We start from the raw sequence: 24,869 nt of genomic DNA on the forward strand, positions 1-24,869 counted from the left end.
TTTATGACTATTCCAATACCGCTAAAAATTACAAGTCTTAATTTCGGTAACCCTTAACGTGTTTACCATACCTTTTTCTTGTATTGGCATAGCTGCAAGACTAATTAACATATCGCCTACCCCTAAATAGCCTTTTTTACAGGCAATAGCATTAACATCTTCAATAGTTTCATCAGTACTTACAAACTTATCGTAATAAAAGGCACGTACGCCCCATAACAAACTTAATCTGGTAAGTATGCGCTTATTAGAGGTAAACACTAAAATATGGCAAGACGGTCTCCATGCCGATATTTGAAACGCTGTATAGCCACTATTAGTTAAAGTAGAAATGGCTTTGGCATCAATTTCATTGGCCATTATTGCCGCATGGTAACAAATAGATTTGGTAATGTAACGATTAGTTCTAATATGCGGCGGTAATTGAGGCACCTGAATTAAATCGGAATCCTCAACACTTTTAAGAATGTTAGCCATTTGCTTTATAACCTGTATTGGATAGCTTCCAACTGAAGTTTCACCAGAAAGCATCACGGCATCTGCGCCATCCATAACTGAGTTGGCAACATCGTTTACTTCGGCTCGAGTTGGTGTTAAACTGGAAATCATAGTTTCCATCATTTGGGTTGCTATAATTACTGGTATTCTTGCTTTTTTAGCACGAAGTACCAACTGTTTTTGTATTAAGGGGACTTCCTGAGCTGGTATCTCAACACCTAAATCGCCTCTAGCAACCATTAAACCATCACAATGTGATACAATTTTATCAATATTTTCAATAGCCTCGGGCTTTTCAATCTTTGCAATAATCGGAATTTTATAGTCACTATGTTCTGCTATTAAATCGCGAAGCTGCATTAAGTCTTCGGCATGACGAACAAAAGATAGCGCAATCCAATCGACATCCTGACCAATTGCAAAAATGGCATCCTCTATATCTTTTTCGGTAAGTGCCGGTTGCGAAATATTGGTATTTGGTAGATTTACGCCTTTTTTGGATTTTAAAGGTCCTCCTTGTATCACTTTTGCCTTTACTTCGGTATTATTATCGGTAGAAACAACTTCAAAAATTAACTTCCCATCGTCCAATAAAATACGTTCACCAGGTTTTGCATCTTGAGGAAATCGTTCGTAGGTCATATAAACCCGCTCTTTGGTACCTTCAAATGACATCCCTGTAGCAAAAATTATTTCATCACCAGGACTTACAACTACTTCTTCCTTCATGACTCCTACCCTTAGCTTAGGTCCTTGTAAATCAGCTAATACGGCTGCGTTATACCCAAATTCTTTATTTAACTCACGTATAATATTTATACGTGCTTTAACATCTTCATAATCGGCATGAGAAAAATTAATCCTAAATACATCAACCCCTTCTTCCAGCATTCCTTTTAATACTTCTCTAGTGCTTGAAGCGGGTCCTATTGTTGCTACTATTTTTGTTTTTTTTCTTGTTGGCATTAACTAAAAATTAAATTAGCTTTAGATTTTAATTGACTTGTGTCAATGCTATAAGCTGTTACAATTTGAGGAATACTTAGAATTTGTTTTACAATATACTTTTCCTTAGAATCATTATATTCGTTTTCAATTTTTAAAAAAAAGTTAACCTGCTTGTATTCGGGTATTAAGTTGTAGGTTTTTATAATAGGTTCTTGAGTTTCAAACAATGACGCATATGTTGTTTTATTTTGCTCTTCCCTTTTACAAATATTAGAAACCAAACTCCAGGTTTTTAGGTGTTTGGAATCTTCCCATTCAAAAATTGAATATACAGACTTTCCTTTGTCAAAATCTAAGTCTTCTGGTTTTCTCAATAAATTAATCTCTAAATATTTATTGAGTAGATAAGCTAGGCGATAGTCTTCTAAAGTACAATGAATACCTATTAAAGTATATTGCTCCTCATCAAAAAAATCATCGAGAACAAGCTTACGAACAGCCATAACCTTACATTAATAGGCTGTAAATATAGCATTTAATACGTTAATGGTATTTAAGTTTAGCTTAATGTTAATAATTAAATATACTAAAACGTTATAGTTAATTTTTTAAGCCAACTACTTTTTAAATCATTTTTGAGATACTCTTCTGAAATGCAAAAAAAGCACGTTTCGAAGCTTTTTCTTCTGCTTTTTTCTTTGACGTAGCCCTAGCTTTAGCCACAACCTTATTGTCTATGGATAGCTTTACGGAAAAATGCCTGACATCATCATTCCCTGTATCTTCATAAACATTGTAACCAAAAGTTTTCTTTTCCTTTTGACACCATTCAATTAATAGGCTTTTATAGCTTATAACTTTTCCTTCTAACTTTTCTATATCCACATAAGGGGTAATAATACGTTTATATATAAAGTTTTCACAGTGCTTGTAACCTTTATCCAAAAATATGGCTCCTACCAAGGCTTCAAATAAATTACCATGAATATTATCTCCAAATTGTCCTGCAGGAATTTTACTTTCGACTAAATCAATTAAATTAAATTCCTTTCCTAATTCATTTAAATGCTCTCTACTAACTACTTTAGAACGCATTTTAGTAAGATAACCCTCGTCACCACTTGGAACTTCATTATATAGATGCGATGCTATAACCGCTCCTAGCATAGCATCGCCCAAAAACTCCAATCGCTCATAATTAATGGCATTTCCTTTTGTATCCCTAATATTCATGGACCGATGGGTAAAAGCAGTACGATAGTATTTGATATGCTTAGGTTTAAACCCAAGGATTTTAGTTAACACCATAAAAAAATTCCCGTTACCTTTATAACGGGAATTTAATATGTTACGAATGATGCTCATCTGATAATTACTATCTTATTTTAATGTCAGATGTAATAAACCGTTTTTCATTTTAACTAATATCAAATAAATTCAAGGGTTTATTTCATTCGAAGGTTAATCTATTTTCTTAAACAGAACACAAGCATTGTGCCCGCCAAATCCAAAAGTATTGCTCATAGCCACTTTAACATCTCTTTTTTGAGCCTTGTTGAGCGTCAAATTTAATTCAGGATCAATGTTTTCGTCTACAGTACCATGGTTTATTGTAGGAGGCACAATACCATGCTCTATTGCCAAAATGCTAGCAATAGCCTCAATGGCTCCTGCTGCACCCAATAAATGACCCGTCATTGATTTTGTTGAATTAATATTAATGTTTTTGGCGTGGTTTCCAAATACACTCGAAATCGCTTTAAGCTCGGCCACATCACCAAGAGGAGTCGATGTACCATGGGTATTAATATGGTCTACATCTTCTGGACTTAAACCAGCATTTTCCAAGCAGTTTTTCATAACCTCAATAACACCAATGCCTTCAGGATGAGGCGCAGTCATATGATAGGCATCAGATGATAATCCTCCCCCTGCAATTTCTGCATAGATTTTAGCACCTCTAGCTTTAGCGTGCTCAAATTCTTCTAAAACCAAAGCACCAGCTCCTTCTCCCAACACAAACCCATCCCTAGTAGCATCAAATGGTCTTGATGCAGTTTCAGGACTATCGTTACGTGTAGAAAGCGCATGCATAGCATTAAAACCACCCATGCCTGCTATAGTTACCGCTGCTTCACTTCCACCAGTAACTACAACATCACAATGCCCCAGCCGAATGGAATTGAGAGCATCGAATATAGCGTTGGCTGAAGATGCACATGCTGAGACCGTAGTATAGTTAGGTCCCATAAAACCATGCTTAATTGAAATATTTGCAGGAGCTATGTCTGCAATCATTTTAGGAATAAAAAACGGGTTAAACCTTGGCGAACCATCACCTTCGGCATAGTTTAAAACTTCTTGCTGAAAAGTTTCCAGTCCACCAATTCCTGCCCCCCAAATAACACCAACACGCAACTTATTAACTTTATCTAAATCTAACTTGGCATCTCCAATGGCCTCATCTGCAGCAACCATAGCGTATTGTGCAAACTTATCCATTCGTCTAGCTTCCCTTCGATCAATAAAATCGGTCGCGTTAAAGTTTTTAACCTCACAAGCAAACTTGGTTTTAAACTTTTCGGTATCGTAATATGTTATAGGCGCAGCACCGCTTTTCCCACTAACTAGACCTTCCCAATACTCATCTTTGGTATTGCCTATTGGTGTTAAAGCCCCTAATCCTGTGACTACAACTCGCTTTAATTCCATAAAGTGTTTTGCTTATTTTGCTTCTTCTATATAAGAGATAGCTTGACCAACTGTAGCGATATTTTCAGCTTGGTCGTCTGGTATTTGAATATCAAATTCTTTTTCGAATTCCATGATTAACTCTACAGTATCCAATGAGTCTGCTCCTAAATCGTTAGTGAAGCTAGCTTCTGTTACTACTTCGTTCTCATCAACACCTAATTTGTCAACGATAATCGCTTTTACTCTTGATGCAATGTCTGACATAATCTTTTAATTTTAAGTTTTAATTAGTTGGCAAAAATAAAAAACTTTATTTTTAAAACACGTCTTTAAATTAAAAATGTGTCTGTAATTTACTAAAATTACATTTAAGTATTTACTTTTTCCTTTCTAATTGTTAATTATTATTCTTTTTTTTGTTCGATGAATCCTAATCTATATATGCTTTTATGAAACGTATTGTCATTTTTGCCTCTGGAAGTGGCACCAATGCCGAAAATTTAATTCGTTTTTTTCAAAAGAACGATAAGGCATCTGTTGTTCAGGTGCTTTGCAACAATCCGCAGGCTAAAGTATTGGATCGCGCTAAACAGCTTAACGTTAGCTCATTATGCTTTAACAGAATAGCATTTTTTAATACCAATGACGTTCTTAATATATTAAAAACCACTAATCCCGATTTGATTGTTTTGGCTGGTTTTTTATGGAAAATGCCCGAATTTATTATAAACGCCTTCCCTAATAAAATTATTAATGTGCATCCTGCCTTATTGCCAAAATATGGTGGCAAAGGTATGTATGGTATGTACGTACATGAGGCTGTAGTTGCAAATAAAGAAACCAAAAGCGGCATAACGATACACTATGTAAACGAAAATTATGATGAGGGCGCCATTATTTTTCAAGCTAAATGTGACGTTTTACCAAATGACACCTCGGAAGATGTTGCTGCCAAAATCCATGAGCTGGAAATGGAACATTTTCCAAAGGTGGTTGAGGGGTTGCTGGGCAGTGATACACTCGAAGAGCTTTTAAAGAACTAGATTGTCACGGTGACTTTGAGAACCTTAGTTACCAAGGTTTTTAAATTCCAAAAACACAGAAAGCATTAGTGCTAATTAGTAAAATTCATGTCCAAAAAAAAGAAGAAATACTATACCGTATGGAAAGGCCACAAAACAGGGGTTTTTGAAACTTGGGACGACTGTAAAGCCCAAATCAAGGATTACCAAGGAGCTGTATACAAATCTTTTGAATCGTTTGATATGGCCAAAAGAGCTCTAAAAGGTGATTTTAAAGATTATGTTGGCAAAAAAGCAGCTTTTAAAAGTGACCTTTCTGAAACCGAGCTAAAAAAAATTGGGCAACCTAATTACAATTCCATTGCTGTTGATGCTGCCTCAAGTGGTAACCCAGGTAAAATGGAATACCGTGGTGTAGACACTAAAACTAAAAAGCAAATTTTTCATCAGGGCCCTTTCGAAGAGGGCACTAATAATATTGGCGAATTTTTAGCTATAGTCCACGGTTTAGCTTTGTTGAAAAAGAACAATAGTGAACGAATTATTTACACCGACTCTAAAACCGCTATAAGTTGGGTAAAAAAGAAAAACTGTAATACCAAATTGGAGCGTACCTATAAAAACAAATCACTTTTTGAGTTGGTAGACAGAGCTGTCGACTGGTTAAAAAATAACACCTATACTACCGTTATTGTAAAATGGGAAACCAAAGCCTGGGGGGAAATTCCAGCCGATTTTGATAGAAAATAAGCTGTTGACTTGTTTAAAAAAACACAAAATTTATTTTACTTTAGGAGCCATCCTTCAACTCACTCAGGACATCGCTTTGTTCGAATATTTATTTTTTCATTGAGTTTTCGCTAGTTTTTAAATGAAAAAAAATAATGTACTTTTGCAAAAAATTAGCGTTCCTCATTTATGGGTAAATTAGTAATTGTTGGCACCATGGCTTTTGATGCTATTGAAACGCCTTTCGGAAAAACCGATAAAATTCTTGGTGGTGCCGCAACTTTTATTGGTCTTGCGGCTTCCCATTTTAATGTTGATCCCGCAGCAGTATCTGTTGTTGGAGGTGATTTTCCTCAAAAATACCTAGATTTATTGTCAGATAAAAACATTGACCTTTCTGGTGTTGAAATCGTCAAGGATGGCAAAACCTTTTTTTGGAGCGGTCGTTACCATAATGACATGAATTCTAGGGATACGTTGGCAACCGAATTGAATACACTAGCTGATTTTGACCCAAAAGTACCTGACGCTTACAAGGACGCCGAAATAGTTATGTTGGGAAATTTACACCCATTAATACAATCTAGCGTATTGGATCAAATGACACAAAAGCCTAAATTGTCCATTTTGGACACCATGAATTTTTGGATGGATAGTACTCTAGAGGATTTATTAAACGTTATTAAGCGTGTAGATGTTATTACCATAAATGATGAAGAAGCGAGACAACTAACCGGGGAATATTCTTTAGTGTTAGCGGCAAGAAAGATTCATGCTATGGGCCCTAAATATGTTGTCCTAAAAAAAGGAGAACATGGTGCCTTACTATTTCATGATGAGCATGTGTTTTATGCCCCCGCGCTTCCGTTAGAAGAGGTTTTCGATCCCACAGGAGCAGGTGACACTTTTGCTGGTGGCTTTGCTGGCTATTTAGCTAAAACAGGTGATCTTTCGTTTGAAAACATGAAGAATGCCATAATATATGGTTCCACTCTAGCTTCTTTTTGTGTGGAAAAGTTTGGAACAGAGCGTATGGTTAATTTATCGAGCATCGAAGTTCACCAACGATTAATGCAATTTAAACAATTAACAAAATTTGATATAGAATTAACAGAATCCCAACGCGCTTAAAAGAAGCGCGTTTTTTAATTAATATTTACTTTTACGTTTAGACAGAATAAATTAAAAACAAAAAATGAGTGATGCTTTAAAACACGAATGTGGAATAGCCGTAATTAGACTATTAAAACCACTGGAATACTATAAAGAAAAATATGGCTCAGCCTTTTATGGGGTAAACAAAATGTACCTTATGATGGAAAAGCAGCACAACAGAGGCCAAGATGGTGCTGGTTTTGCAAGCATAAAATTAAACATGAGCCCTGGCGATAGGTACATTAGCAGGGTTCGTTCTGTACAGCAGCAACCCATTCAAGATATATTTGCTCAAATTAACGAGCGTGTTAATAATGAATTTAGAGCCCATCCCGAATATAGTGATGACGTCGCATTACAAAAAAAACATATTCCTTATATTGGAGAGTTATTACTAGGGCACGTGCGTTATGGTACCTTTGGTAAAAACAGCGTAGAAAGTGTGCATCCATTTTTAAGGCAAAATAATTGGATGCACAGAAACTTAATCATGGCCGGAAACTTTAACATGACCAATGTTAAAGAACTTTTCAATAACCTTATAGAACTAGGACAACACCCTAAAGAATATACCGACACCATAACCATTATGGAAAAGATTGGTCATTTTTTAGATGATGCTGTTAGCAAAATATATAAAGACCTTAAAAAAGAAGGTTATAACAAAAGAGAGGCTTCACCGCTTATTGCCGAACGTTTAAAAGTCTCTAAAATATTAAAGCGAGCAGCTAAAAATTGGGATGGTGGCTATGCCATGGCCGGGCTTATTGGTCATGGTGATTCATTTGTGTTAAGAGATCCCGCAGGCATTAGACCTACCTATCATTACCAAGATGATGAAGTGGTTGTTGTAGCATCAGAACGGCCAGTAATACAAACCGTTTTTAATGTTCCGTTTGAAGAGGTTAAAGAATTAGATCCTGGACATGCCATTATCATCAAAAAGTCAGGAAAAGTATCGATTAAAAAAATACTCGAACCACTAGAAAGAAAATCATGTTCTTTTGAGCGTATTTATTTTTCCCGTGGAAGTGATGCTGAAATTTACCAAGAACGAAAAATGCTGGGTAAATTATTAATGCCCAAAGTTTTGGAAGCTATTGATGAAGATACAAAAAATACTGTATTTTCATATATTCCCAACACAGCTGAGACCTCCTTTTTTGGAATGATTGAAACTGCTGAGGCCTTTATAAACAAGAAGAAAACAGCAGCTATTTTAAGTGGGCAACGTTCTTTATCAGCGCAAAAGGTTACTGAAATACTATCAGAAAGAACGAGAGTTGAGAAAATAGCCATAAAAGACGTTAAATTAAGAACCTTTATCACTGAAGACAGTAGTAGGGATGATTTGGTAGCTCACGTTTATGATGTTACCTATGGGGTTATTAAACCCAATGATAATTTGGTCATTATCGACGATAGCATTGTTCGCGGTACAACTTTAAAAAAGAGTATCATTAAAATGCTAGATAGGTTAAACCCTAAAAAAATTGTAATTGTTTCATCGGCTCCTCAAATACGTTATCCGGATTGTTATGGTATTGATATGGCCAATCTAGAAACCTTAATAGCCTTTAGGGCCGCATTGGCACTTTTAAAAGACAGGAACAAATACCACATTGTAGAAGAAGTTTATCAAAAGTGTTTAGAACAAACTGACTTGGCAGATAAAAATGTAAAGAATTTTGTAAAAGAAATTTACGATCCGTTTACTGATCAAGAAATATCTGACAAAGCAGCTGAACTTTTAAGCGATAAAAGCGTAAAAGCAGAGATAAAAATAATATTCCAACCTGTTGAAAATCTACATAAAGCCTGTCCAAACCACTTAGGTGATTGGTATTTTACAGGTAACTACCCGACCGTTGGTGGAAATAGGGTTGTGAATCGCGCTTTTATCAACTTTTATGAAGGCAATAAAGAACGTGCTTATTAATTTAATGATTTTTTCTAAGTTGGCATTTAATCCATAAAAAACAACATTTAAACTAAAAAAAATGCCGTTCATCTAGAAAATGAGCAATTTCTATTTTTTAGATTTACTTTGGTATCACCATAACATAAGTAGGTTAAGTTCATGGTAGATTTGGGGCAAAAAAAGGTGAACACTCGTTCGCCTTTTTTTATGCATTTTTCCTAAAATATTTTATTCAATTCTTCCTAATCAACTTCTTTTAACCCATATTCTTTTAAGCCGATATATTTGTATTTCAACTAAAATATTTCTTGGTAGCAAAAGACTCCTATATATTCGATTCACCATAACATAAGTAGGTTAAGTTTATGGTAGATTTGGGGCTAAAAAGGTGAACTTTCGTTCACCTTTTTTTATGCTTTAATTTATTCATAAATACATTTATCTAAATTGATCTGTTATAAGGTGTTTAAAACCCTAAACCCCATTAAGCCAATATATTAGTAGTTTACCTAAATTATTTTATTAAACTGTTGTTATGATGTAAATTTGTCATCACCATAACATAAGTAGGTTAAGTTTATGGTAGATTTGGGGCAAAAAGGTGAACGAAAGTTCACCTTTTTCATTTTAATCTCCAGGAAGAAAGTCAAAAAATAGGCCCTGAAAAGTTTTTTCAGGTTCTTAAGAATTGTAGATTAGAAAAAACCCTTCGATACCTGAATAAAAAAGGAGGCTGTCTTGACTTTTCAGACGGCCTCCTTTTTTGTTTAGATCCTTCGGCTCCGCTCAGGTTAAACGACTTACCCAATTTCCTCATTGGAAAAATTGGTTCGCTGCTTACTTTGCTTCAGCATAGCGTCTTTCCACTTCATTCCAATTAATCACATTAAAAAACGCTTTAATATAATCTGGGCGACGGTTTTGGTAGTTTAAATAATATGCATGTTCCCATACATCTATACCTAAAATAGGTGTTCCTCCACAACCGACACCTGGCATAAGCGGGTTATCTTGGTTTGGTGAAGAGCACACATCTACCTTACCACCTTTATGCACACACAACCATGCCCAACCTGAACCAAAACGAGTTGCTGCAGCCTTGGAAAAGACATCCATGAAACCTTCTTTAGAACCAAAAGCTGCTTCAATAGCATCTTTTAACTCTCCCGAAAGATAGCCCTTACCTTCGGGGTTCATTACTGTCCAAAATAAAGAATGGTTGTAAAATCCACCTCCATTATTTCTTACTGCAGCATTACCCATATCCAAATTAGCAAGTATATCTTCAATAGATTTTCCTTCTAAGTCTGTTCCTGCAATAGCATTGTTCAAGTTGTTGGTATATCCTGCATGATGCTTTGAGTGGTGTATTTCCATTGTTCGGGCATCTATATGTGGTTCTAAAGCATCATATGCATATCCTAATTCCGGTAATTCAAAAGCCATAATTTTTTTGTTTTAAAATATTAGTATTTAATTTATTTCAAAATTACACATAAAACAGGTCAATTAAAAATAATAAATTGTTATCCAACCATTAATAGTTTTTATCTTTAATTAAATTTAATGAATGCAAAAAAACACCTCTTTTAAAGTTTATAATGCCTCTGCCGGTAGTGGCAAAACTTTTACACTTGTAAAAGAATATTTAAAAATACTATTTGGCTCCAAGGATTTATTTCTTTTTAAAAACATACTGGCCATAACCTTTACCAATAAAGCCGTAGCTGAAATGAAAGAGCGTATTATAGATACACTCAAACAATTTTCCAATAAGAGTATTATTAAAAGCCCCAATGACATGTTTCATGCGGTTTGCTGTGAATTGGGATTAGATCCGGAACAACTTCATATAAAATCACAAAAATTATTAAACACTATTGTACACAATTATGCTGCTTTTAACATTTCAACTATTGATGGTTTTACACATAGATTAATACGGACCTTTGCATATGACTTGAAATTGCCTTTAAATTTTGAAGTGGAACTGGATCAAGAGTCTCTTTTAAATGAAGCTGTAAACAGTTTAATTAATGGTGCAGGAAACGATAAAGATCTTACAAAGGTATTGGTAGATTTTGCCATTGAAAAGGCTGATGATGATAAAAGCTGGGATATTGCTTACGATTTTAATAAAATTGGAAAGCTCTTATTTAACGAAAATGACGCAATGTTGGTTAAAAACTTATCTAATAAAAGCTTGTCCGACTTTAAAGTTCTTAAGAAACATTTAATTAATTCAATAAAAGGCTTAGAGGAGCAAATTGTGCAAAAATCAAATGCAACTTTAACCCTAATCTCTGAAGCAGGTTTAGAATACAATGATTTTTCTTCAAGTTATCTTCCCAAACATTTTAATAATCTTAAAAATAAAAATTTCGATATTAATTTTAATGCTAAATGGCAAGAAGATCTAGACAGTAAGACCTTATACCCAAAACGTGTTGCCAATGCTGTTGCTGTTATTATAGACGATATTCAATCTCAATTGGTAAATACATTTTACGACACCAAACGAGATGTCTTTCAACTTAAATTTCTAATAGCTTTTTATAAAAACATAACACCTTTATCGGTGTTAAACGTCATCAACAAAGAATTAGAAAAACTTAAAGCGGAACAGAACAAGTTATTAATTTCTGAATTTAACAGTGTGGTAAGCGCCCAGATTAAAGACCAGCCTACCCCTTTTATTTATGAACGATTAGGAGAGAAGTTAAAGCATTATTTTATTGATGAATTTCAGGACACCTCAATAATGCAATGGGAAAATTTAATTCCTCTTTTGGACAATTCATTGTCGTCTGAAAATGGAAGCGCCATGATTGTTGGTGATGCCAAACAAGCTATTTATAGATGGCGCGGCGGAAAGGCAGAACAATTCATAGACTTATTTACTGAAAATTCTCAACCATTTCAGATAAAACAAGACGTTAATAATCTTGAATCTAATTATCGTAGCTCAAAAGAAATAATTGTTTTTAACAATGGATTTTTCAAGTTTTTATCAAACTCCGTTTTTAGCAACAATAATTATAAAAACCTATATGTAAACTCTCACCAAAACCCTACTAAAAAAGACATAGGGTATGTGGAATTATCATTTTTAAACATTGAAAAAGAAGATGATAAAAACGAATTATATGCTAATAAGACTTCACAAACCATTAAGCACTGTTTACAAAATGGGTATCAACTTAAAGATATTTGCATTTTAACACGCTTCAAAAAGGACGAAAAGAACTTGGCGTTATTTTTATCGGTTCAGGATGATATAGATGTCATTTCTGAAGATGGATTAATGCTTTCCAGTTCGGCTGAAGTTATTTTTATAAATAATGTGTTGGCACTTTTAACACAACCTCAAGACTACATAGTAAAAGTTGCCGTTTTAAATCATTTGGCCTGTTTATTTAATGAAGATGATAAGCATACCTTTTTTACAAAACATATAAACCTTTCACTTTCAAAATTCTTTAAAAGTATAGAAGTTTATGGTGTATCTATAAATTTTAATGAATTATTACAGCTTCCGCTATATGATTTGGTTGAAGCTATTGTTAGGGAATTTAAATTAATACCACATTCCAATGCCTATATACAATTTTATCTCGATTTGGTTTTGGAGTTTTCTCAAAAATATGGCTCCGATTTACAGTTATTTTTAGATTACTTCAATAAAAAGAAGGAAACCCTTTCCGTGGTCTCTCCTAAAGAAACTAATGCCATACAGATAATGACCATTCATAAATCTAAAGGCTTAGAGTTTCCCGTAGTAATTTTTCCTTATGCCGATTTAAACCTTTATTTGGAACGAGACCCACAAGAATGGTTTCCCTTAAATCCAGAAAAATACTTTGGCTTTACCCACGCCCTACTTAATTTTAATAAGGATTTTGAGCAATATGGCAATACTGGTAAGGCCATATACAATAAACACAAAGCAGAACAGGAGTTAGACAATATAAACCTTTTGTATGTGGCTTTAACACGTGCTAAAGAACAGCTCTATATCATTTCCAAAAATGATAGTGCTTTAAATGAAGAAAGTAAGAATAAAAAATACTCAGGTATGTTTATCAATTATTTACAGCACCTTAATGTATGGAAAAACTCCCAATTAACATATAGCTTTGGAAATCCTGTAAGAGAACACAAAAAGAGTATATTACCAAAACGACCCAAAGCTGCTTTAGAATTTATTTCAACAAACAAAAAAGACCATAACATAAAAATTGTTACAAAATCAGGTCTTTTATGGGATACACATCAAGAAAAAGCAATAGAAAAAGGAAATTTAGTACACGAAATAATGTCCCAAATACTTACAAAAGATGATATTGATATTATAATTGAAAACTATACCTATCAAGGAATTATAAACAACCAACAAGCTAAATCCTTAAAAACAAACGTTTTAAATATAGTACAACATCCCATATTAAGCACCTATTACGGTGAGAATCAAACCATTTATAATGAACAAGATATTATTACCAATCAAAATATTGTTCTTAGGCCAGATCGTGTCGTAATAAACTCTAACAACGAAGCTGTAATTATTGATTATAAGACTGGGACATCGGACAAATTGCACAAGCAGCAATTACAACTTTATCAAGATCTGTTAGAAAGCATGGGGTATAGCGTTATGGGTAAGTTTTTGGTTTATATAAATAAAAACATTTCTATTGAACAGGTATAAAACTCAATAACCTACTTTATTACATCTTTTATGAAAGCTTTTTTGCACAAAAAAAATTTGTTTTTTATACAATTACAACATCTGATTATTGTATTTAATCGTATTTATATAGTATATAAGTTAAATTTATAATCATTATGGATTAATCGAATCTTTAATATTTTTATATATTTGTCTTTGTTAATAAATATTAACAACTTACTTTTGTTTACGATTAACACTTAAAAATTAAACTTTTGAATATGAAAAATCTTAGCAGATTGTTATTCGCAATGTTGCTTGTACTTGGGTATAGCAACGTAGATGCGCAAGACAAAAACAACCCATGGCAAATTAATATTGGTGCAAACGCAGTAGACGCTTACCCATCTGGAGATGGTGCTCCTTTTAGTGAGACTATTTTTAGTAAGTACTTTGATGTAGACAACTACAACATCTTACCGTCCCTATCTACAATTTCAGTTTCTAAATATTTATCAGACGGCTTTTCTTTTGGAGTTGCTGGTTCAATAAATAAAATTGAAAATTGGGGAGAAGATGCTAACGGAGACGCTATGTCTGTAGATGATTTATCTTACTATGCCGTTGACGGAACTATTAAATATAGTCTAGGTCAAGCCTTTGATTGGAACACTTTTGAGCCTTATATAGGTGTAGGTGGTGGTTACACTTGGGTTGACGAAATTGGTGCTGGTACTTTAAACGGTACTTTAGGTTTCAATCTATGGTTTAGTGAAAATGTTGGTTTTACTATCCAGTCTGCATACAAACATGCTTTTGAAGACTATTTACAAACCCATTTCCAACATACTGCTGGTATCGCTATTAAATTTGGAGGAACAGACACAGACGGTGATGGCATCTACGATAAGGATGATGCTTGTCCAGATGTTGCTGGTCTAGAAGCTTTCAATGGTTGTCCAGATTCTGACGGTGATGGTATTGAAGATTCTAAAGACGATTGTCCTAACGAAGCTGGTGCTGCTGAATTTAATGGTTGCCCAGATTCTGATGGCGATGGTGTTGCTGACAAAGATGACAATTGTCCTTCTGTTGCTGGTTTAAAAGCTTTAGCTGGATGTCCAGATGCTGATGGTGATGGTGTAACCGATGGTGACGATGCTTGTCCTAACACTGCTGGTCCTGCTGCTAACAAAGGTTGCCCATGGCCAGATACCGATGGTGATGGTGTATTAGACAAAGACGATAAGTGTCCAGACGTAAAAGGTACTGTAGCTAATAATGGTTGTCCTGAAGTTACTGCTGAAATTCAAAAAACATTGAATGAGTACGCTAAAACCATTTTATTCGACCTTGGTAAATCTTCTATCAAATCACAATCTGAAACTGTATTAAAAGACATTATCGGTATCCTTAATGAATACCCAACAGCTAAATTTACAGTTGAAGGCCATACAGATAGTACTGGTAGCGAGAAACTTAACCAGTCTTTATCTGAAGCCAGAGCCCTTTCTGTAAAAGATTACTTAGTTAAAAATGGTATAGATGAATTTAGATTATCTGCACTTGGTTACGGAGAGTCTAAACCAATCGATACAAACAAAACTAGAGCTGGTAGAGCTAATAACAGACGTGTTGAAATTAATTTAGCTAAATAATTAATAGCTAAAGCAAAATAAAATAAGTAGAAAAACGCTTCGGAAATCCGAAGCGTTTTTTATTTTTATATAATGAGGACATTTATTTTTGATGTTTTAACAGACTTAAAAGAAAAACAAACAAATCTCACCGAAACCACTTTTATCTTACCAAGTAAAAGAGCAGGGCTTTTTTTAAAACATCAACTCCACAAATTTATTAATCGACCTATATTTTCTCCAATAATATTGAGTATAGAAGAATTTGTAGAAGACTTATCAGCATTAAAAAAAATCCCAAACACAGAACTTCTTTTTCTGTTTTATAATAGCTATAAACAATTAACGCCAAAAGAAGACTTAGAGTCGTTTGAATCTTTCACTAAATGGGGACAGCTTTTATTACAGGATTTTAACGAAATTGATCGTTATTTAATTCCGCAGGAAAAAATATTCAACTACTTAAGTGCTATTAAAGAAGTTGAGCATCAACATTGGTCTTTAGAAACACCTCAAACCGATTTCATCAAAAAATACCTGTCTTTTTGGAATAAACTCAATAGTTATTACAACGATTTTACTCAATCTATGTTAGATGAAAATTCAGGATATCAAGGATTGATGTATCGCAAAGCTGTTGAAAATCTAAATGCATACATTCAAAATAATGGAAACAAAAGCCATGTGTTTTTAGGATTTAATGCACTTAACACAGCAGAAAAAAAAATAATTGAAGAATTACTGGAACATAATTTAGCTCAAATCTATTGGGACATAGACGCCACTTTTATTGAAAACAGGATACACGATGCAGGATTTTTTACAAGGCAACATAAAACGAAATGGAATTACTTTTCACATCAACCCTTTAACTGGATAACCAGCCATTATAGTAAACCAAAGAACATATCCATATATGGCATTCCAAAACAAGTTGGCCAGGCCAAATATATTGGCAACATTCTTAAGGATCTCCAAGAAGAAAATCCTTCTTTTCAAAATACAGCCATTGTTTTAGGAGATGAAAACCTATTAATTCCAGTGTTAAATTCTTTACCTAAAAATATTGGTGCATTAAACATTACTATGGGATTGCCATTAAAGTCCGTTCCTTTAGCCTCTTTATTTCAAACCTTATTAGAAATCCATAAAAAGGATTCCAAAACATTTTATTTTAAGGATCTTATTAAAATACTATCCCACCAATTTATTAGGCCTTTGTTTATAGTTGAAGGTGTAGATCATGCCTTGAGCATCATTAATACCATTAACAATACTAATTTGGTATATGTTACTCTTACAAAATTAAAGGAGATGGTTACAGAGTGTCATGAGTTATTGGATATTCTTTTCTTGGATTGGGACACATCCATTGAACAAGTAATTGAAAACTGCACCGCTTTAATTCTATTATTAAAAACACACCTAGACAAAAACAAATCATCAAACCTCCTTGCTTTAGAATATCTATTCCGTTTTAACACCCTATTTAATGAACTTTCTAGGCTTAATACAACATATCACCACATTAAAGATGTTTCAGCCTTATATGGGGTCTATAAAGAAATTTTAGCTTCTGAAACTTTAGATTTTCAAGGAGAACCATTACAGGGCTTGCAAATTATGGGTATGCTGGAATCACGGGTATTGGATTTTGAAACGGTTATTATTTCATCTGTAAATGAAGGCCTATTACCAGCAGGTAAATCCAACAACTCATTTATTCCCTTCGATGTTAAATTGGAAAACAATCTACCCACCTTTAAAGAGAAGGATGCCGTTTACACCTATCACTTTTATAGACTGTTACAGCGTGCAAAGAATGTTTACATCTTGTACAACACCGAAGCTGATGTGCTGGTCGGCGGCGAAAAAAGTCGTTTTATTACCCAATTGGAAATAGAAAACATTCACAACATCAATCATAATATTATTGCTCCAGAGGTACCAATAATTAAATCTTTGCCGAATAGCATACAAAAAACCAGCGATGTTATAACTACTTTAAAATCTATTGCAGAAAAAGGATTTTCACCATCATCGCTAACAAATTACATAAGAAATCCAATAGACTTCTATTATGAAAAAGTACTTGGTATAAAAGAGCTCGAAGACGTTGAAGAAACCGTTGCAGCAAACACTTTGGGAACGGTAGTACACAATACTTTGGAAGCGTTTTATAAGCCATTAGAGGGACAATTTCTAACACCTGAAATCATCAAAGCTCATAAATCCAATATTTCCAAAACAGTTACACTTCATTTTAAGAAGGAATATAAAGCTGGTGATATTACCAAGGGCAAAAACTTAATCATCTTTGAAATTGCCAAACGTTATGTTGCGAATTTTTTAGACTTGGAATTAAAACAACTGGAAGCTGGAAATACCATAAAGATTTTAGCTATTGAGGTCAATAATGTAGTCCCCATTAATATTCCAGAGTTAGGATTTCCCATTAACCTAACTGGCAAAGTTGATAGAGTAGATGAATACAATGGTATGGTTAGGCTTATAGATTATAAAACGGGAAACGTTCAGCAAAATCAGGTAGAAATTGTCGATTGGGAAGATCTTACTACAGACTATACTAAATACAGTAAGAGCTTCCAAGTACTTACCTATTCCTATATGATGTCACAATCTAACCATATAAAATTACCAATAGAAGCTGGAATTATATCGTTTAAGAACTTAAATTCAGGATTTATTAAGTTTACAAAAAAAGATAAAGCAGGTTATGGAGCTAGAAAAGAGGCTTTAATTACTCAAGAAACCCTCTCCCATTTTGAAACTGAACTTAAAAAACTGATTGTTGAAATCTGTAATCCGACTATTGATTTTGTTGAAAAAGAAGTTTAATGATGACCATCCAAAAAAACATAATTATTGAAGGCAAACATAACAAACCGATATTGGTCGATGTTTTTTATACTGAAGACAACTCACCAAAACCTATAGTCATATTTTGTCATGGCTATAAAGGGTTTAAGGATTGGGGCGCTTGGGATTTAATGGCCAATGCATTTGCCGAAGCGGGTTTTTGTTTTATAAAATTCAATTTCTCACACAATGGCGGCACAGTAGAACAACCTATAGATTTCCCCGATTTGGATGCTTTCGGCAAAAATAATTATACTAAAGAACTGGACGACCTAGAAACCGTAATTGATTGGTGTTTTAATAATGACCCCATCAAACCCATAGGTGATTTAGAAAACATTGGCTTAATCGGGCACAGTCGGGGAGGCGGTATTGTGACTATAAAAGCCGAGGAAGATTCCCGTATACAAAAAGTAGTAAGTCTCGCTGGTGTTTGCGATTTTGGAAAGCGAACGGCTACCATAGGCGATTTGGAACAATGGAAAACCGAGGGCGTAAAATATGTATTAAACGGACGCACAAAACAACAAATGCCCCATTACTATCAGTTTTATGAAGATTTTATAGCAAATAAAGAACGATTAAACATTAAACGAGCTGTTTCACATTTAAAAATTCCATATTTAATTGTTCATGGTAATGCCGACACCAGTGTGCTTATCGATGAAGCTTACCAGCTCCATAAATGGAACAACAATAGTGAATTACATATTGTTGAGGGAGCCAATCATGTTTTTGGGGCTCATCATCCATGGTTGGAAAAGAAAATGTCCACTTTGTTGCTAACTGCAACCTATAAAATCATTAACTTTTTAAAATAAAAAAGACCTTCAATTCCTCGAAAGCTTTTCTATTGCTGTGGAGAAGATTGGGCTCCCTTCGGCTCTGCTCAGGACAGGCTTCTCGCGCGAAACAAAACAAAAATCCACCGCAAATGCGGTGGATTAGTGGAGAAGATCGGGCTCGAACCGACGACCTCTTGACTGCCAGTCAAGCGCTCTAGCCAACTGAGCTACATCCCCAATGACTGTATTTACAGTGTTTGCAAGTGTTTAGACTTATTTTAATAAAAGTGCATTTACTTTCAAAACCATGCAAATGTATGCATTTTAATGCAAAAACCCACCACCAAAAACCCACCATCATTTATTTTTTGTTACAAATTGGGCATTAAATAATTATGATAAATGAATTGTAGGACTTATCTTTAAAATATATTAAATAAACACACCTTTTGGTGTATATATAGTAGGGGTATATACACCAGTAAACATATCCCTACGTTGGCATTCATTAGACCGCTAAAACTCATATGAAATATCTCATAATAATCCTTCTAGCTCTTCCCACTCAATTATTGGGTCAAGTCGATCAATACTCGGATACATTAGAAACAGAGCAAACTGAAATAAAAGGAAAGTTGCTGTATAAAATTGGATCTGATGTGCCTTTTACGGGAGTTAATCTTTCAACAGTTTCTCATGGGCTTGCTGGTTATATTACATATTATAATGATGGTATTAAGGATACATCAAGAGTAACTGAATGGGACCTCTTAACTAATAAAGAGGGGCAGGTTACAGGTAAACTGGTAGCTTATAAGACACTTATAGGGAATAGATGGGAGACTACCGGTCAAACTAAATATAATAGCGTTGGACAAAAAATATCACATTATGATTATGAGAATAATATTAAAACTTATTATTACGAAAATGGTAACATTAAGGAGGAAATAGGATATGGGGTTAACAATTCTTATCACAGGTTCTGGGACATGGATGGTAATGAAATCATACCAACAATTTCAGAAGCTAAAGACAAAGATCAATTGCATAAGACATTACAGATTAAAATCAGTAACTACGCCTTCAAAGGTTATTTTCTATTACTCATAATCACTATTGGCATTATTCTTTTCAAATTGAAAAATGTAGAAAATCTACCCCAGATAAAAATCGTAATCGTAAGCGTGCTTAGTTTAGTTGCCTTGATAATAGCCTTTTCAATTAGCAATTACATCAATAGTAACCTAAGCTATGAAAGAGCTGGAATATGGGGCACAGCATTTGGCTCATTATACTCAGTGATGTATACATTTCCTTATTTAATTCAAATTATTGCACTCGGAATTGGAGCTCTTGGGATCTCCAAAAACTCAAAAGCATCATAGATATTAACGAATGCCAACAAAAACTTAAAGTCTGAATATAAACAACGAAATGCCAACAACGTGTATAACTAATTGCTCGTGCATTGTGTACTCGGAAAATCCTACGGATTTTCCTCTGGTTCGTGATAGTTTAGTATCTTTAAGCTAGCCAACGCAACTAGCCATCACACGAACACGTTGTGCATAATATTGACCCGTCCTGAATAAAGGCTACATAATTTTAAACATTATGTATAAAAATGACAAAGTAATCAGACGGTATTCAGAACCCTTTAAACTGAAAATTTTAGACGAACTTACCACAGGAAAACTAAACAAGAACCAATTGGGCAAACTCTACGGAATAAACCCTACCACCATTAACGAATGGATCAGGAAGTACAACCGTAAAAACCTGATGAACACCAGAATAAAAGTGGAAACCAAAGACGAAATAACACGAATCAAAGAACTCCAAAAGGAAATCAAACAGTTAAAGCAACTGCTGCTTAAAAAGGATCTGGACGCCTTAGTACTGGATTCATACCTGGAAGTGGCTGCGGAACAACTGGGATATAAATCCGTAACCGATCTAAAAAAAAAGCTAAATATATAGCCCTAATTAAAGCTAAGGAAAAAACCAAGGGATTTGCTTCCTTAACTACTGTTTGTAAATGTTTCGGCCTTAAACGTGATGCTTATTATAAGTATAAACATAGAGCCGATAAGCGATTAAAACTGGAACAACAGATTATTCAAATAGTACAAAAAAGACGCAGATCCCTTCCCAGAGAAGGCGTTCGTAAACTTGCTAAAGCTTTAGATGAGGAATTCACTAAAGCAAACCTTAAAGCCGGTAGGGATACCCTGTTCAACATCCTTAGAAAACACAATATGCTTACACTTAGAAAGAAATATAGCTCTAGAACAACCAATTCATTGCATAGGTTTTATAAGTACAAGAACATCATTAAAGATGTAGAAGTCACAAAACCTAACCAAGTTTGGGTAAGCGATATAACATACATTAGAACAGTAAGAGGCTTTTGCTACCTGGCTCTTATTACCGATGCGTATTCTCGTAAAATTGTAGGCTACGACCTTAGTGATAGTTTGGAACTCTCAGGTTGTGTAAGGGCTGACCCGTCCTGAATAAAGGCTACATAATTTTAAACATTATGTGCAAAAATGACAAATTCACCAGACGGTATTCAGAACCCTTTAAACTAAAATTTTAGACAAACTTACAACCGAAAAACTTAACAAAAGAAAAAAATTACGCATATCGCACAGCTACAAAAAGAGGTTTAACAGTTTAAAAACTAAAGAACCCACCCCTAGAAGAAATTATTTCATCCCGCTTAACACCAAAACAGGGATGGTACTGTGAAAGGCTTTCTTAAGAATGGTGTTCTTTTCCCATTTTTTTGTAAAAAATCCGCGTTTTCGTCTTACCACACATAACATATCGGGGTTGTGTGATTCGTAATGACGTAATACCCCATGAAATGTGGTCGCATTTTCAGTTTTAGTAATATTGTTCACTAGCGATTTTAAATCATCATTTACGTTAAAATCTCCTTCCTTATAATATGGTGTTTTTACCAATAGTAAATCTACTACTGCATTAAAACGTGTTTTAATATCCTTTAAAGGATTAAGCACGCCTTCTTTTTTAATAATAGCCGATTTAATAGCCATTAAAATATTGGAAGGTTGTGAAAAGCTATAACCCTCTGGAACAATAAGTGCCGGAACTTGCATTTGCTTTATAATCTTTCCCGAAGTTTTGCCTAAAAACACTTCATCTCTAATAGAATTAGTCCTGGGTTCAATTAAAACTAAATCAACTTCTGCAGCCTTACAAGCCAACTCCAAAGTATCGATTAATTTTCCTTTCAAGGTTTTAACAATAACCTCAACACCTTTGGTCTCGATTTTCGATACCAAAGTATTTAAAAACTCTAAACTTTCACGTTCTATAATATGATCCACCTTAATCATTGTACCCGCTTTGGTATATACATTATATACTTGTACCACAAAAAGTTTTGCGCCAAAAATCTTGGCAAAATCTACAGCATATTGTAAATGGCTTAATGCATTTTTAGAAGAGCCAACAGGAACTAAAATGTTTTTCATTTTGTTTATTTAGTGTTTTAAATTATTCACCAAAAATCATTTAAAAAGCCTAATTTGGTAAACTGTAATGCAAAAGTATAAATTAAAATGATTCGCAAGGGAACCGTTAAAGATATAGATAATATCTTATTGATAACAAAAGCCTGTGCTTTAAACATGATTGCCAAACATATATTTCAATGGAATGACAACTATCCCAATAAACCTGCTTTTGTTAAAGATGTTCAACGGGGCGAATTATATGTGCTGGAAATTGAAAATACCGTTATTGGATGCATTACCATTTCAACATTTATGGACAAAGAATACATACCTGTTTTATGGTTAACAGAAAATAAAAAAAACATCTATATTCACCGCTTAGCAATCCATCCCAACCATCAGGGCAAAGGTTATGCACAACAACTTATGAAGTATGCCGAAGCCTATGCCATAAAAAATAACTATGCATCCATAAGATTAGACACGTTTTCACAAAACCACAGAAACTTAAAATTTTACGAACTTCGTAGCTATAAAAAAATAGGGGACATTTACTTTCCTAAACAAAGTGAATTTCCATTCTATTGTTACGAATTGGTCTTGTGGATACTAACATAAACTTTAAATACATTAATAAACTGGCCATTCCAGCTTTAATATCTGGAGTGTCCGAACCCATTTTATCACTTACCGATGCCGCTATTGTTGGTAACATAAGTGTTAATGCTACAGCGTCTCTCGCTGCTGTGGGTATTGTAACCACCTTTATCTCCATGCTTATTTGGGTCTTGGGGCAAACACGAAGTGCAATCTCTTCCATTGTGTCACAATATGTTGGAGCTAACAAATTAGAGCAGATTAAAAACCTCCCTGCGCAAGCCATTTTTATTGTTACTTCTTTAAGTTTGATTATAATTGCTACAACATACCCTTTTGCAAGAGGGATTTTTAAACTTTACAATGCATCCCATTTAATTTTGGAATATTCGGTAGTATATTATAAAATACGTGTGCTCGGGTTTCCGTTTACCTTATTTACCTTTGCCGTTTTTGGCGCTTTCCGTGGCTTGCAAAACACTTATTACCCCATGGTTATTGCCCTTATTGGAACAGTTACCAATATTGTATTGGATGTTATTTTGGTATATGGCATAGATGGTTATATCCCCGCCATGAACATTAAAGGTGCTGCCTATGCCAGTGTAATAGCCCAACTGGTTATGGCAGTAGTTGCCACTTACTACTTGTTAAAAAAAACCCATATTCCCTTAATACCAAGGTTTCCTTTTCATCATGAAATAAAGCGGTTTGTTTTAATGATTCTTAATCTGTTTGTTAGGACCATAGCCCTAAACGTTACCCTTTATTATGCCAGTGCCTTTGCCACCAGTTACGGTGCAGAATATATTGCTGCCTATACCATTGCTATAAACCTATGGTTTTTGGGAGCGTTTATTATAGATGGGTATGCTAGTGCTGGTAATATTCTATCGGGAAAATTATTTGGTGCAAAAGCATATAAAATGCTTATAGCACTAAGCAACAAGCTTATTAAATATGGTGTTATTGTTGGCATTGGTTTAGGGTGTATTGGAGCTTTAATTTATTATCCTATCGGGAAAATTTTCACCAAAGACCCTGCTGTTTTAACGGCATTTTACAATATTTTTTGGTTGGTACTACTCATGCAACCCTTCTGTACATTGGCTTTTATTTTTGATGGCATCTTTAAAGGACTTGGTAAAATGAAATATTTACGAAATGTATTATTGTTTTCTACCTTTATTGTATTTCTACCCGTATTGTTCTTTCTCCATAATTTAGATTATAAACTCTACGCTATTTTCGTTGCCATTATGCTATGGATTATTGCGCGAGGAGTCCCTCTAATCATAAAATTTAGGAAAACGTTTATACCACTTTCACAAAACCCTTAACTTTGTATCATAAATAATAAGGTTATGTCAATACTATTAACCCTAATTCAGCAGGTAAATATTGAAGAGAAAATTAAAAATGCACCAGACAAAAATTATGAAATAGGGGTGTTTATTGGCTCTATGTTGCCTTTTGTGGTATTGGTCATATTTGCCTATGCTTTATACAGATATAACAAAAAGCGAATTAACAAAGAATAATTTATGGATATCATGTCCTTTTTAAGCGGAAACGGTTTATTTCTTTTACTGGCTTTGGTTTTAATTATTGTTTACGTCGTAAACCGAAGAAAACGAAAGTAGGTTTTTTGTTTTCAAAAAATAAAACCTTACTACGCTTCACCTTTGGTTTGATTTATATTGAATGAATCCAAGGGCTTATGGCCAAACAATAGAAATGAATTTTAATTTATAGAGGTCAGCATTTAGTTACCTACCAATTTTGATTGATTTATAGCTTTAGCCTCAACCATTCTACATATGAGATTATTGAAGATGGTGTC

21 protein-coding genes and 1 tRNA gene are annotated in these 24,869 nt (G+C 34.2%); 14 read left to right on the forward strand and 8 right to left on the reverse strand.

Annotated elements, in window-relative coordinates; genetic code table 11:
• Positions 1-21: 21 nt before the first annotated feature.
• The 5 genes from pyk to K7G79_RS11650 form a co-directional block, all read right to left on the reverse strand.
• Positions 22-1,464 carry a pyruvate kinase gene (gene pyk / locus K7G79_RS11630; protein ID WP_223551756.1) on the reverse strand — a complete coding sequence of 481 codons (1,443 nt, stop codon included), beginning with the start codon at positions 1,462-1,464 and terminating at the stop codon, positions 22-24.
• A complete protein-coding gene (locus K7G79_RS11635; protein WP_223551757.1) occupies positions 1,464-1,949 on the reverse strand; it encodes an IPExxxVDY family protein in 486 nt (161 codons plus the stop codon). The genes pyk and K7G79_RS11635 overlap by 1 nt, the downstream gene beginning before the upstream one ends.
• A 121-nt stretch (positions 1,950-2,070) precedes the next feature.
• Positions 2,071-2,811 (reverse strand): ribonuclease III, encoded by a 741-nt coding sequence (gene rnc / locus K7G79_RS11640; protein WP_223551758.1) that lies wholly within the window; start codon positions 2,809-2,811, stop codon positions 2,071-2,073.
• A 96-nt stretch (positions 2,812-2,907) separates the two neighbouring features.
• Complete coding sequence (fabF, locus tag K7G79_RS11645) at positions 2,908-4,158, reverse strand: beta-ketoacyl-ACP synthase II (protein ID WP_223551759.1); 1,251 nt, start codon at positions 4,156-4,158, stop codon at positions 2,908-2,910.
• Between the two features lie 12 nt (positions 4,159-4,170).
• Entirely contained in the window at positions 4,171-4,404 is a 234-nt protein-coding gene (locus K7G79_RS11650) for an acyl carrier protein (RefSeq protein WP_008269813.1), read from the reverse strand.
• Positions 4,405-4,589: 185 nt separating this feature from the next.
• Here K7G79_RS11650 and purN point away from each other — a divergent pair, with 185 nt between their 5' ends.
• The 4 genes from purN (at position 4,590) to K7G79_RS11670 (ending at position 8,985) form a co-directional block, all read left to right on the forward strand.
• Positions 4,590-5,183: a phosphoribosylglycinamide formyltransferase gene (gene purN, locus K7G79_RS11655; RefSeq protein WP_223551760.1), complete on the forward strand. Its 594-nt coding sequence runs from the start codon at positions 4,590-4,592 to the stop codon at positions 5,181-5,183.
• An 87-nt stretch (positions 5,184-5,270) separates the two neighbouring features.
• A complete protein-coding gene (locus K7G79_RS11660; RefSeq protein ID WP_223551761.1) occupies positions 5,271-5,912 on the forward strand; it encodes a viroplasmin family protein in 642 nt (213 codons plus the stop codon).
• A gap of 168 nt (positions 5,913-6,080) precedes the next feature.
• Positions 6,081-7,022 (forward strand): PfkB family carbohydrate kinase, encoded by a 942-nt coding sequence (locus tag K7G79_RS11665; RefSeq protein ID WP_223551762.1) that lies wholly within the window; start codon positions 6,081-6,083, stop codon positions 7,020-7,022.
• 64 nt (positions 7,023-7,086) lie between these two features.
• Positions 7,087-8,985, forward strand: a complete 1,899-nt coding sequence (locus tag K7G79_RS11670) for an amidophosphoribosyltransferase (protein WP_223551763.1) — start codon at positions 7,087-7,089, stop codon at positions 8,983-8,985.
• Positions 8,986-9,804: 819 nt separating this feature from the next.
• On the opposite strand, the gene K7G79_RS11675 is transcribed toward K7G79_RS11670, so the two are convergent.
• Positions 9,805-10,413, reverse strand: a complete 609-nt coding sequence (locus K7G79_RS11675) for a superoxide dismutase (RefSeq protein ID WP_223551764.1) — start codon at positions 10,411-10,413, stop codon at positions 9,805-9,807.
• Positions 10,414-10,537: 124 nt separating this feature from the next.
• Here K7G79_RS11675 and K7G79_RS11680 point away from each other — a divergent pair, with 124 nt between their 5' ends.
• The 4 genes from K7G79_RS11680 to K7G79_RS11695 all read left to right on the forward strand — a co-directional run bounded on the left by K7G79_RS11680 (position 10,538) and on the right by K7G79_RS11695 (position 18,974).
• Positions 10,538-13,675 (forward strand): exodeoxyribonuclease V subunit beta, encoded by a 3,138-nt coding sequence (locus K7G79_RS11680; RefSeq protein ID WP_223551765.1) that lies wholly within the window; start codon positions 10,538-10,540, stop codon positions 13,673-13,675.
• Between the two features lie 242 nt (positions 13,676-13,917).
• Positions 13,918-15,294: an OmpA family protein gene (locus K7G79_RS11685; protein ID WP_223551766.1), complete on the forward strand. Its 1,377-nt coding sequence runs from the start codon at positions 13,918-13,920 to the stop codon at positions 15,292-15,294.
• Positions 15,295-15,366: 72 nt separating this feature from the next.
• Positions 15,367-18,132 carry a PD-(D/E)XK nuclease family protein gene (locus K7G79_RS11690; protein ID WP_223551767.1) on the forward strand — a complete coding sequence of 922 codons (2,766 nt, stop codon included), beginning with the start codon at positions 15,367-15,369 and terminating at the stop codon, positions 18,130-18,132.
• 2 nt (positions 18,133-18,134) lie between these two features.
• Positions 18,135-18,974, forward strand: coding sequence for a S9 family peptidase (locus tag K7G79_RS11695; RefSeq protein ID WP_223551778.1), 840 nt, complete (start codon positions 18,135-18,137; stop codon positions 18,972-18,974).
• Between the two features lie 127 nt (positions 18,975-19,101).
• Here the strand turns inward: K7G79_RS11695 and K7G79_RS11700 are convergent.
• Positions 19,102-19,175 (reverse strand) — tRNA-Ala (locus K7G79_RS11700).
• Positions 19,176-19,510: 335 nt separating this feature from the next.
• Here K7G79_RS11700 and K7G79_RS11705 point away from each other — a divergent pair.
• From K7G79_RS11705 to K7G79_RS11715, 3 genes are all read left to right on the forward strand, one after another.
• Complete coding sequence (locus K7G79_RS11705; protein ID WP_223551768.1) at positions 19,511-20,326, forward strand: hypothetical protein; 816 nt, start codon at positions 19,511-19,513, stop codon at positions 20,324-20,326.
• 229 nt (positions 20,327-20,555) lie between these two features.
• Positions 20,556-20,921, forward strand: a complete 366-nt coding sequence (locus K7G79_RS11710; RefSeq protein WP_223551769.1) for a transposase — start codon at positions 20,556-20,558, stop codon at positions 20,919-20,921.
• A 278-nt stretch (positions 20,922-21,199) separates the two neighbouring features.
• Complete coding sequence (locus K7G79_RS11715; RefSeq protein ID WP_223551770.1) at positions 21,200-21,457, forward strand: DDE-type integrase/transposase/recombinase; 258 nt, start codon at positions 21,200-21,202, stop codon at positions 21,455-21,457.
• A 195-nt stretch (positions 21,458-21,652) separates the two neighbouring features.
• On the opposite strand, the gene K7G79_RS11720 is transcribed toward K7G79_RS11715, so the two are convergent.
• Positions 21,653-22,447: a universal stress protein gene (locus K7G79_RS11720; RefSeq protein ID WP_223551771.1), complete on the reverse strand. Its 795-nt coding sequence runs from the start codon at positions 22,445-22,447 to the stop codon at positions 21,653-21,655.
• 87 nt (positions 22,448-22,534) lie between these two features.
• Between K7G79_RS11720 and K7G79_RS11725 the strand changes: the two genes are divergently transcribed.
• Genes K7G79_RS11725 through K7G79_RS11735 form a run of 3 tightly spaced genes read left to right on the forward strand, consistent with a single transcriptional unit; the run spans position 22,535 to position 24,567 of the window.
• Positions 22,535-23,047 carry a GNAT family N-acetyltransferase gene (locus tag K7G79_RS11725; protein WP_223551772.1) on the forward strand — a complete coding sequence of 171 codons (513 nt, stop codon included), beginning with the start codon at positions 22,535-22,537 and terminating at the stop codon, positions 23,045-23,047.
• Positions 23,032-24,366, forward strand: coding sequence for an MATE family efflux transporter (locus tag K7G79_RS11730; protein WP_223551773.1), 1,335 nt, complete (start codon positions 23,032-23,034; stop codon positions 24,364-24,366). The genes K7G79_RS11725 and K7G79_RS11730 overlap by 16 nt, the downstream gene beginning before the upstream one ends.
• A 24-nt stretch (positions 24,367-24,390) precedes the next feature.
• Positions 24,391-24,567 carry a hypothetical protein gene (locus K7G79_RS11735; protein WP_223551774.1) on the forward strand — a complete coding sequence of 59 codons (177 nt, stop codon included), beginning with the start codon at positions 24,391-24,393 and terminating at the stop codon, positions 24,565-24,567.
• Positions 24,568-24,869 lie beyond the last annotated feature (302 nt).

The organism is Aestuariivivens sp. NBU2969, from assembly GCF_019931125.1.
GTDB lineage: Bacteria > Bacteroidota > Bacteroidia > Flavobacteriales > Flavobacteriaceae > Aestuariivivens > Aestuariivivens marinum.

Coding starts and splice junctions, on each gene's coding strand:
- pyk (WP_223551756.1), bottom strand. CDS start 1,464: ATGCCAACAAGAAAAAAAACAAAAATAGTAGCAACAATAGGACCCGCT.
- K7G79_RS11635 (WP_223551757.1), bottom strand. CDS start 1,949: ATGGCTGTTCGTAAGCTTGTTCTCGATGATTTTTTTGATGAGGAGCAA.
- rnc (WP_223551758.1), bottom strand. CDS start 2,811: ATGAGCATCATTCGTAACATATTAAATTCCCGTTATAAAGGTAACGGG.
- fabF (WP_223551759.1), bottom strand. CDS start 4,158: ATGGAATTAAAGCGAGTTGTAGTCACAGGATTAGGGGCTTTAACACCA.
- K7G79_RS11650 (WP_008269813.1), bottom strand. CDS start 4,404: ATGTCAGACATTGCATCAAGAGTAAAAGCGATTATCGTTGACAAATTA.
- purN (WP_223551760.1), top strand. CDS start 4,590: ATGAAACGTATTGTCATTTTTGCCTCTGGAAGTGGCACCAATGCCGAA.
- K7G79_RS11660 (WP_223551761.1), top strand. CDS start 5,271: ATGTCCAAAAAAAAGAAGAAATACTATACCGTATGGAAAGGCCACAAA.
- K7G79_RS11665 (WP_223551762.1), top strand. CDS start 6,081: ATGGGTAAATTAGTAATTGTTGGCACCATGGCTTTTGATGCTATTGAA.
- K7G79_RS11670 (WP_223551763.1), top strand. CDS start 7,087: ATGAGTGATGCTTTAAAACACGAATGTGGAATAGCCGTAATTAGACTA.
- K7G79_RS11675 (WP_223551764.1), bottom strand. CDS start 10,413: ATGGCTTTTGAATTACCGGAATTAGGATATGCATATGATGCTTTAGAA.
- K7G79_RS11680 (WP_223551765.1), top strand. CDS start 10,538: ATGCAAAAAAACACCTCTTTTAAAGTTTATAATGCCTCTGCCGGTAGT.
- K7G79_RS11685 (WP_223551766.1), top strand. CDS start 13,918: ATGAAAAATCTTAGCAGATTGTTATTCGCAATGTTGCTTGTACTTGGG.
- K7G79_RS11690 (WP_223551767.1), top strand. CDS start 15,367: ATGAGGACATTTATTTTTGATGTTTTAACAGACTTAAAAGAAAAACAA.
- K7G79_RS11695 (WP_223551778.1), top strand. CDS start 18,135: ATGACCATCCAAAAAAACATAATTATTGAAGGCAAACATAACAAACCG.
- K7G79_RS11710 (WP_223551769.1), top strand. CDS start 20,556: ATGTATAAAAATGACAAAGTAATCAGACGGTATTCAGAACCCTTTAAA.
- K7G79_RS11715 (WP_223551770.1), top strand. CDS start 21,200: ATGCTTACACTTAGAAAGAAATATAGCTCTAGAACAACCAATTCATTG.
- K7G79_RS11720 (WP_223551771.1), bottom strand. CDS start 22,447: ATGAAAAACATTTTAGTTCCTGTTGGCTCTTCTAAAAATGCATTAAGC.
- K7G79_RS11725 (WP_223551772.1), top strand. CDS start 22,535: ATGATTCGCAAGGGAACCGTTAAAGATATAGATAATATCTTATTGATA.
- K7G79_RS11735 (WP_223551774.1), top strand. CDS start 24,391: ATGTCAATACTATTAACCCTAATTCAGCAGGTAAATATTGAAGAGAAA.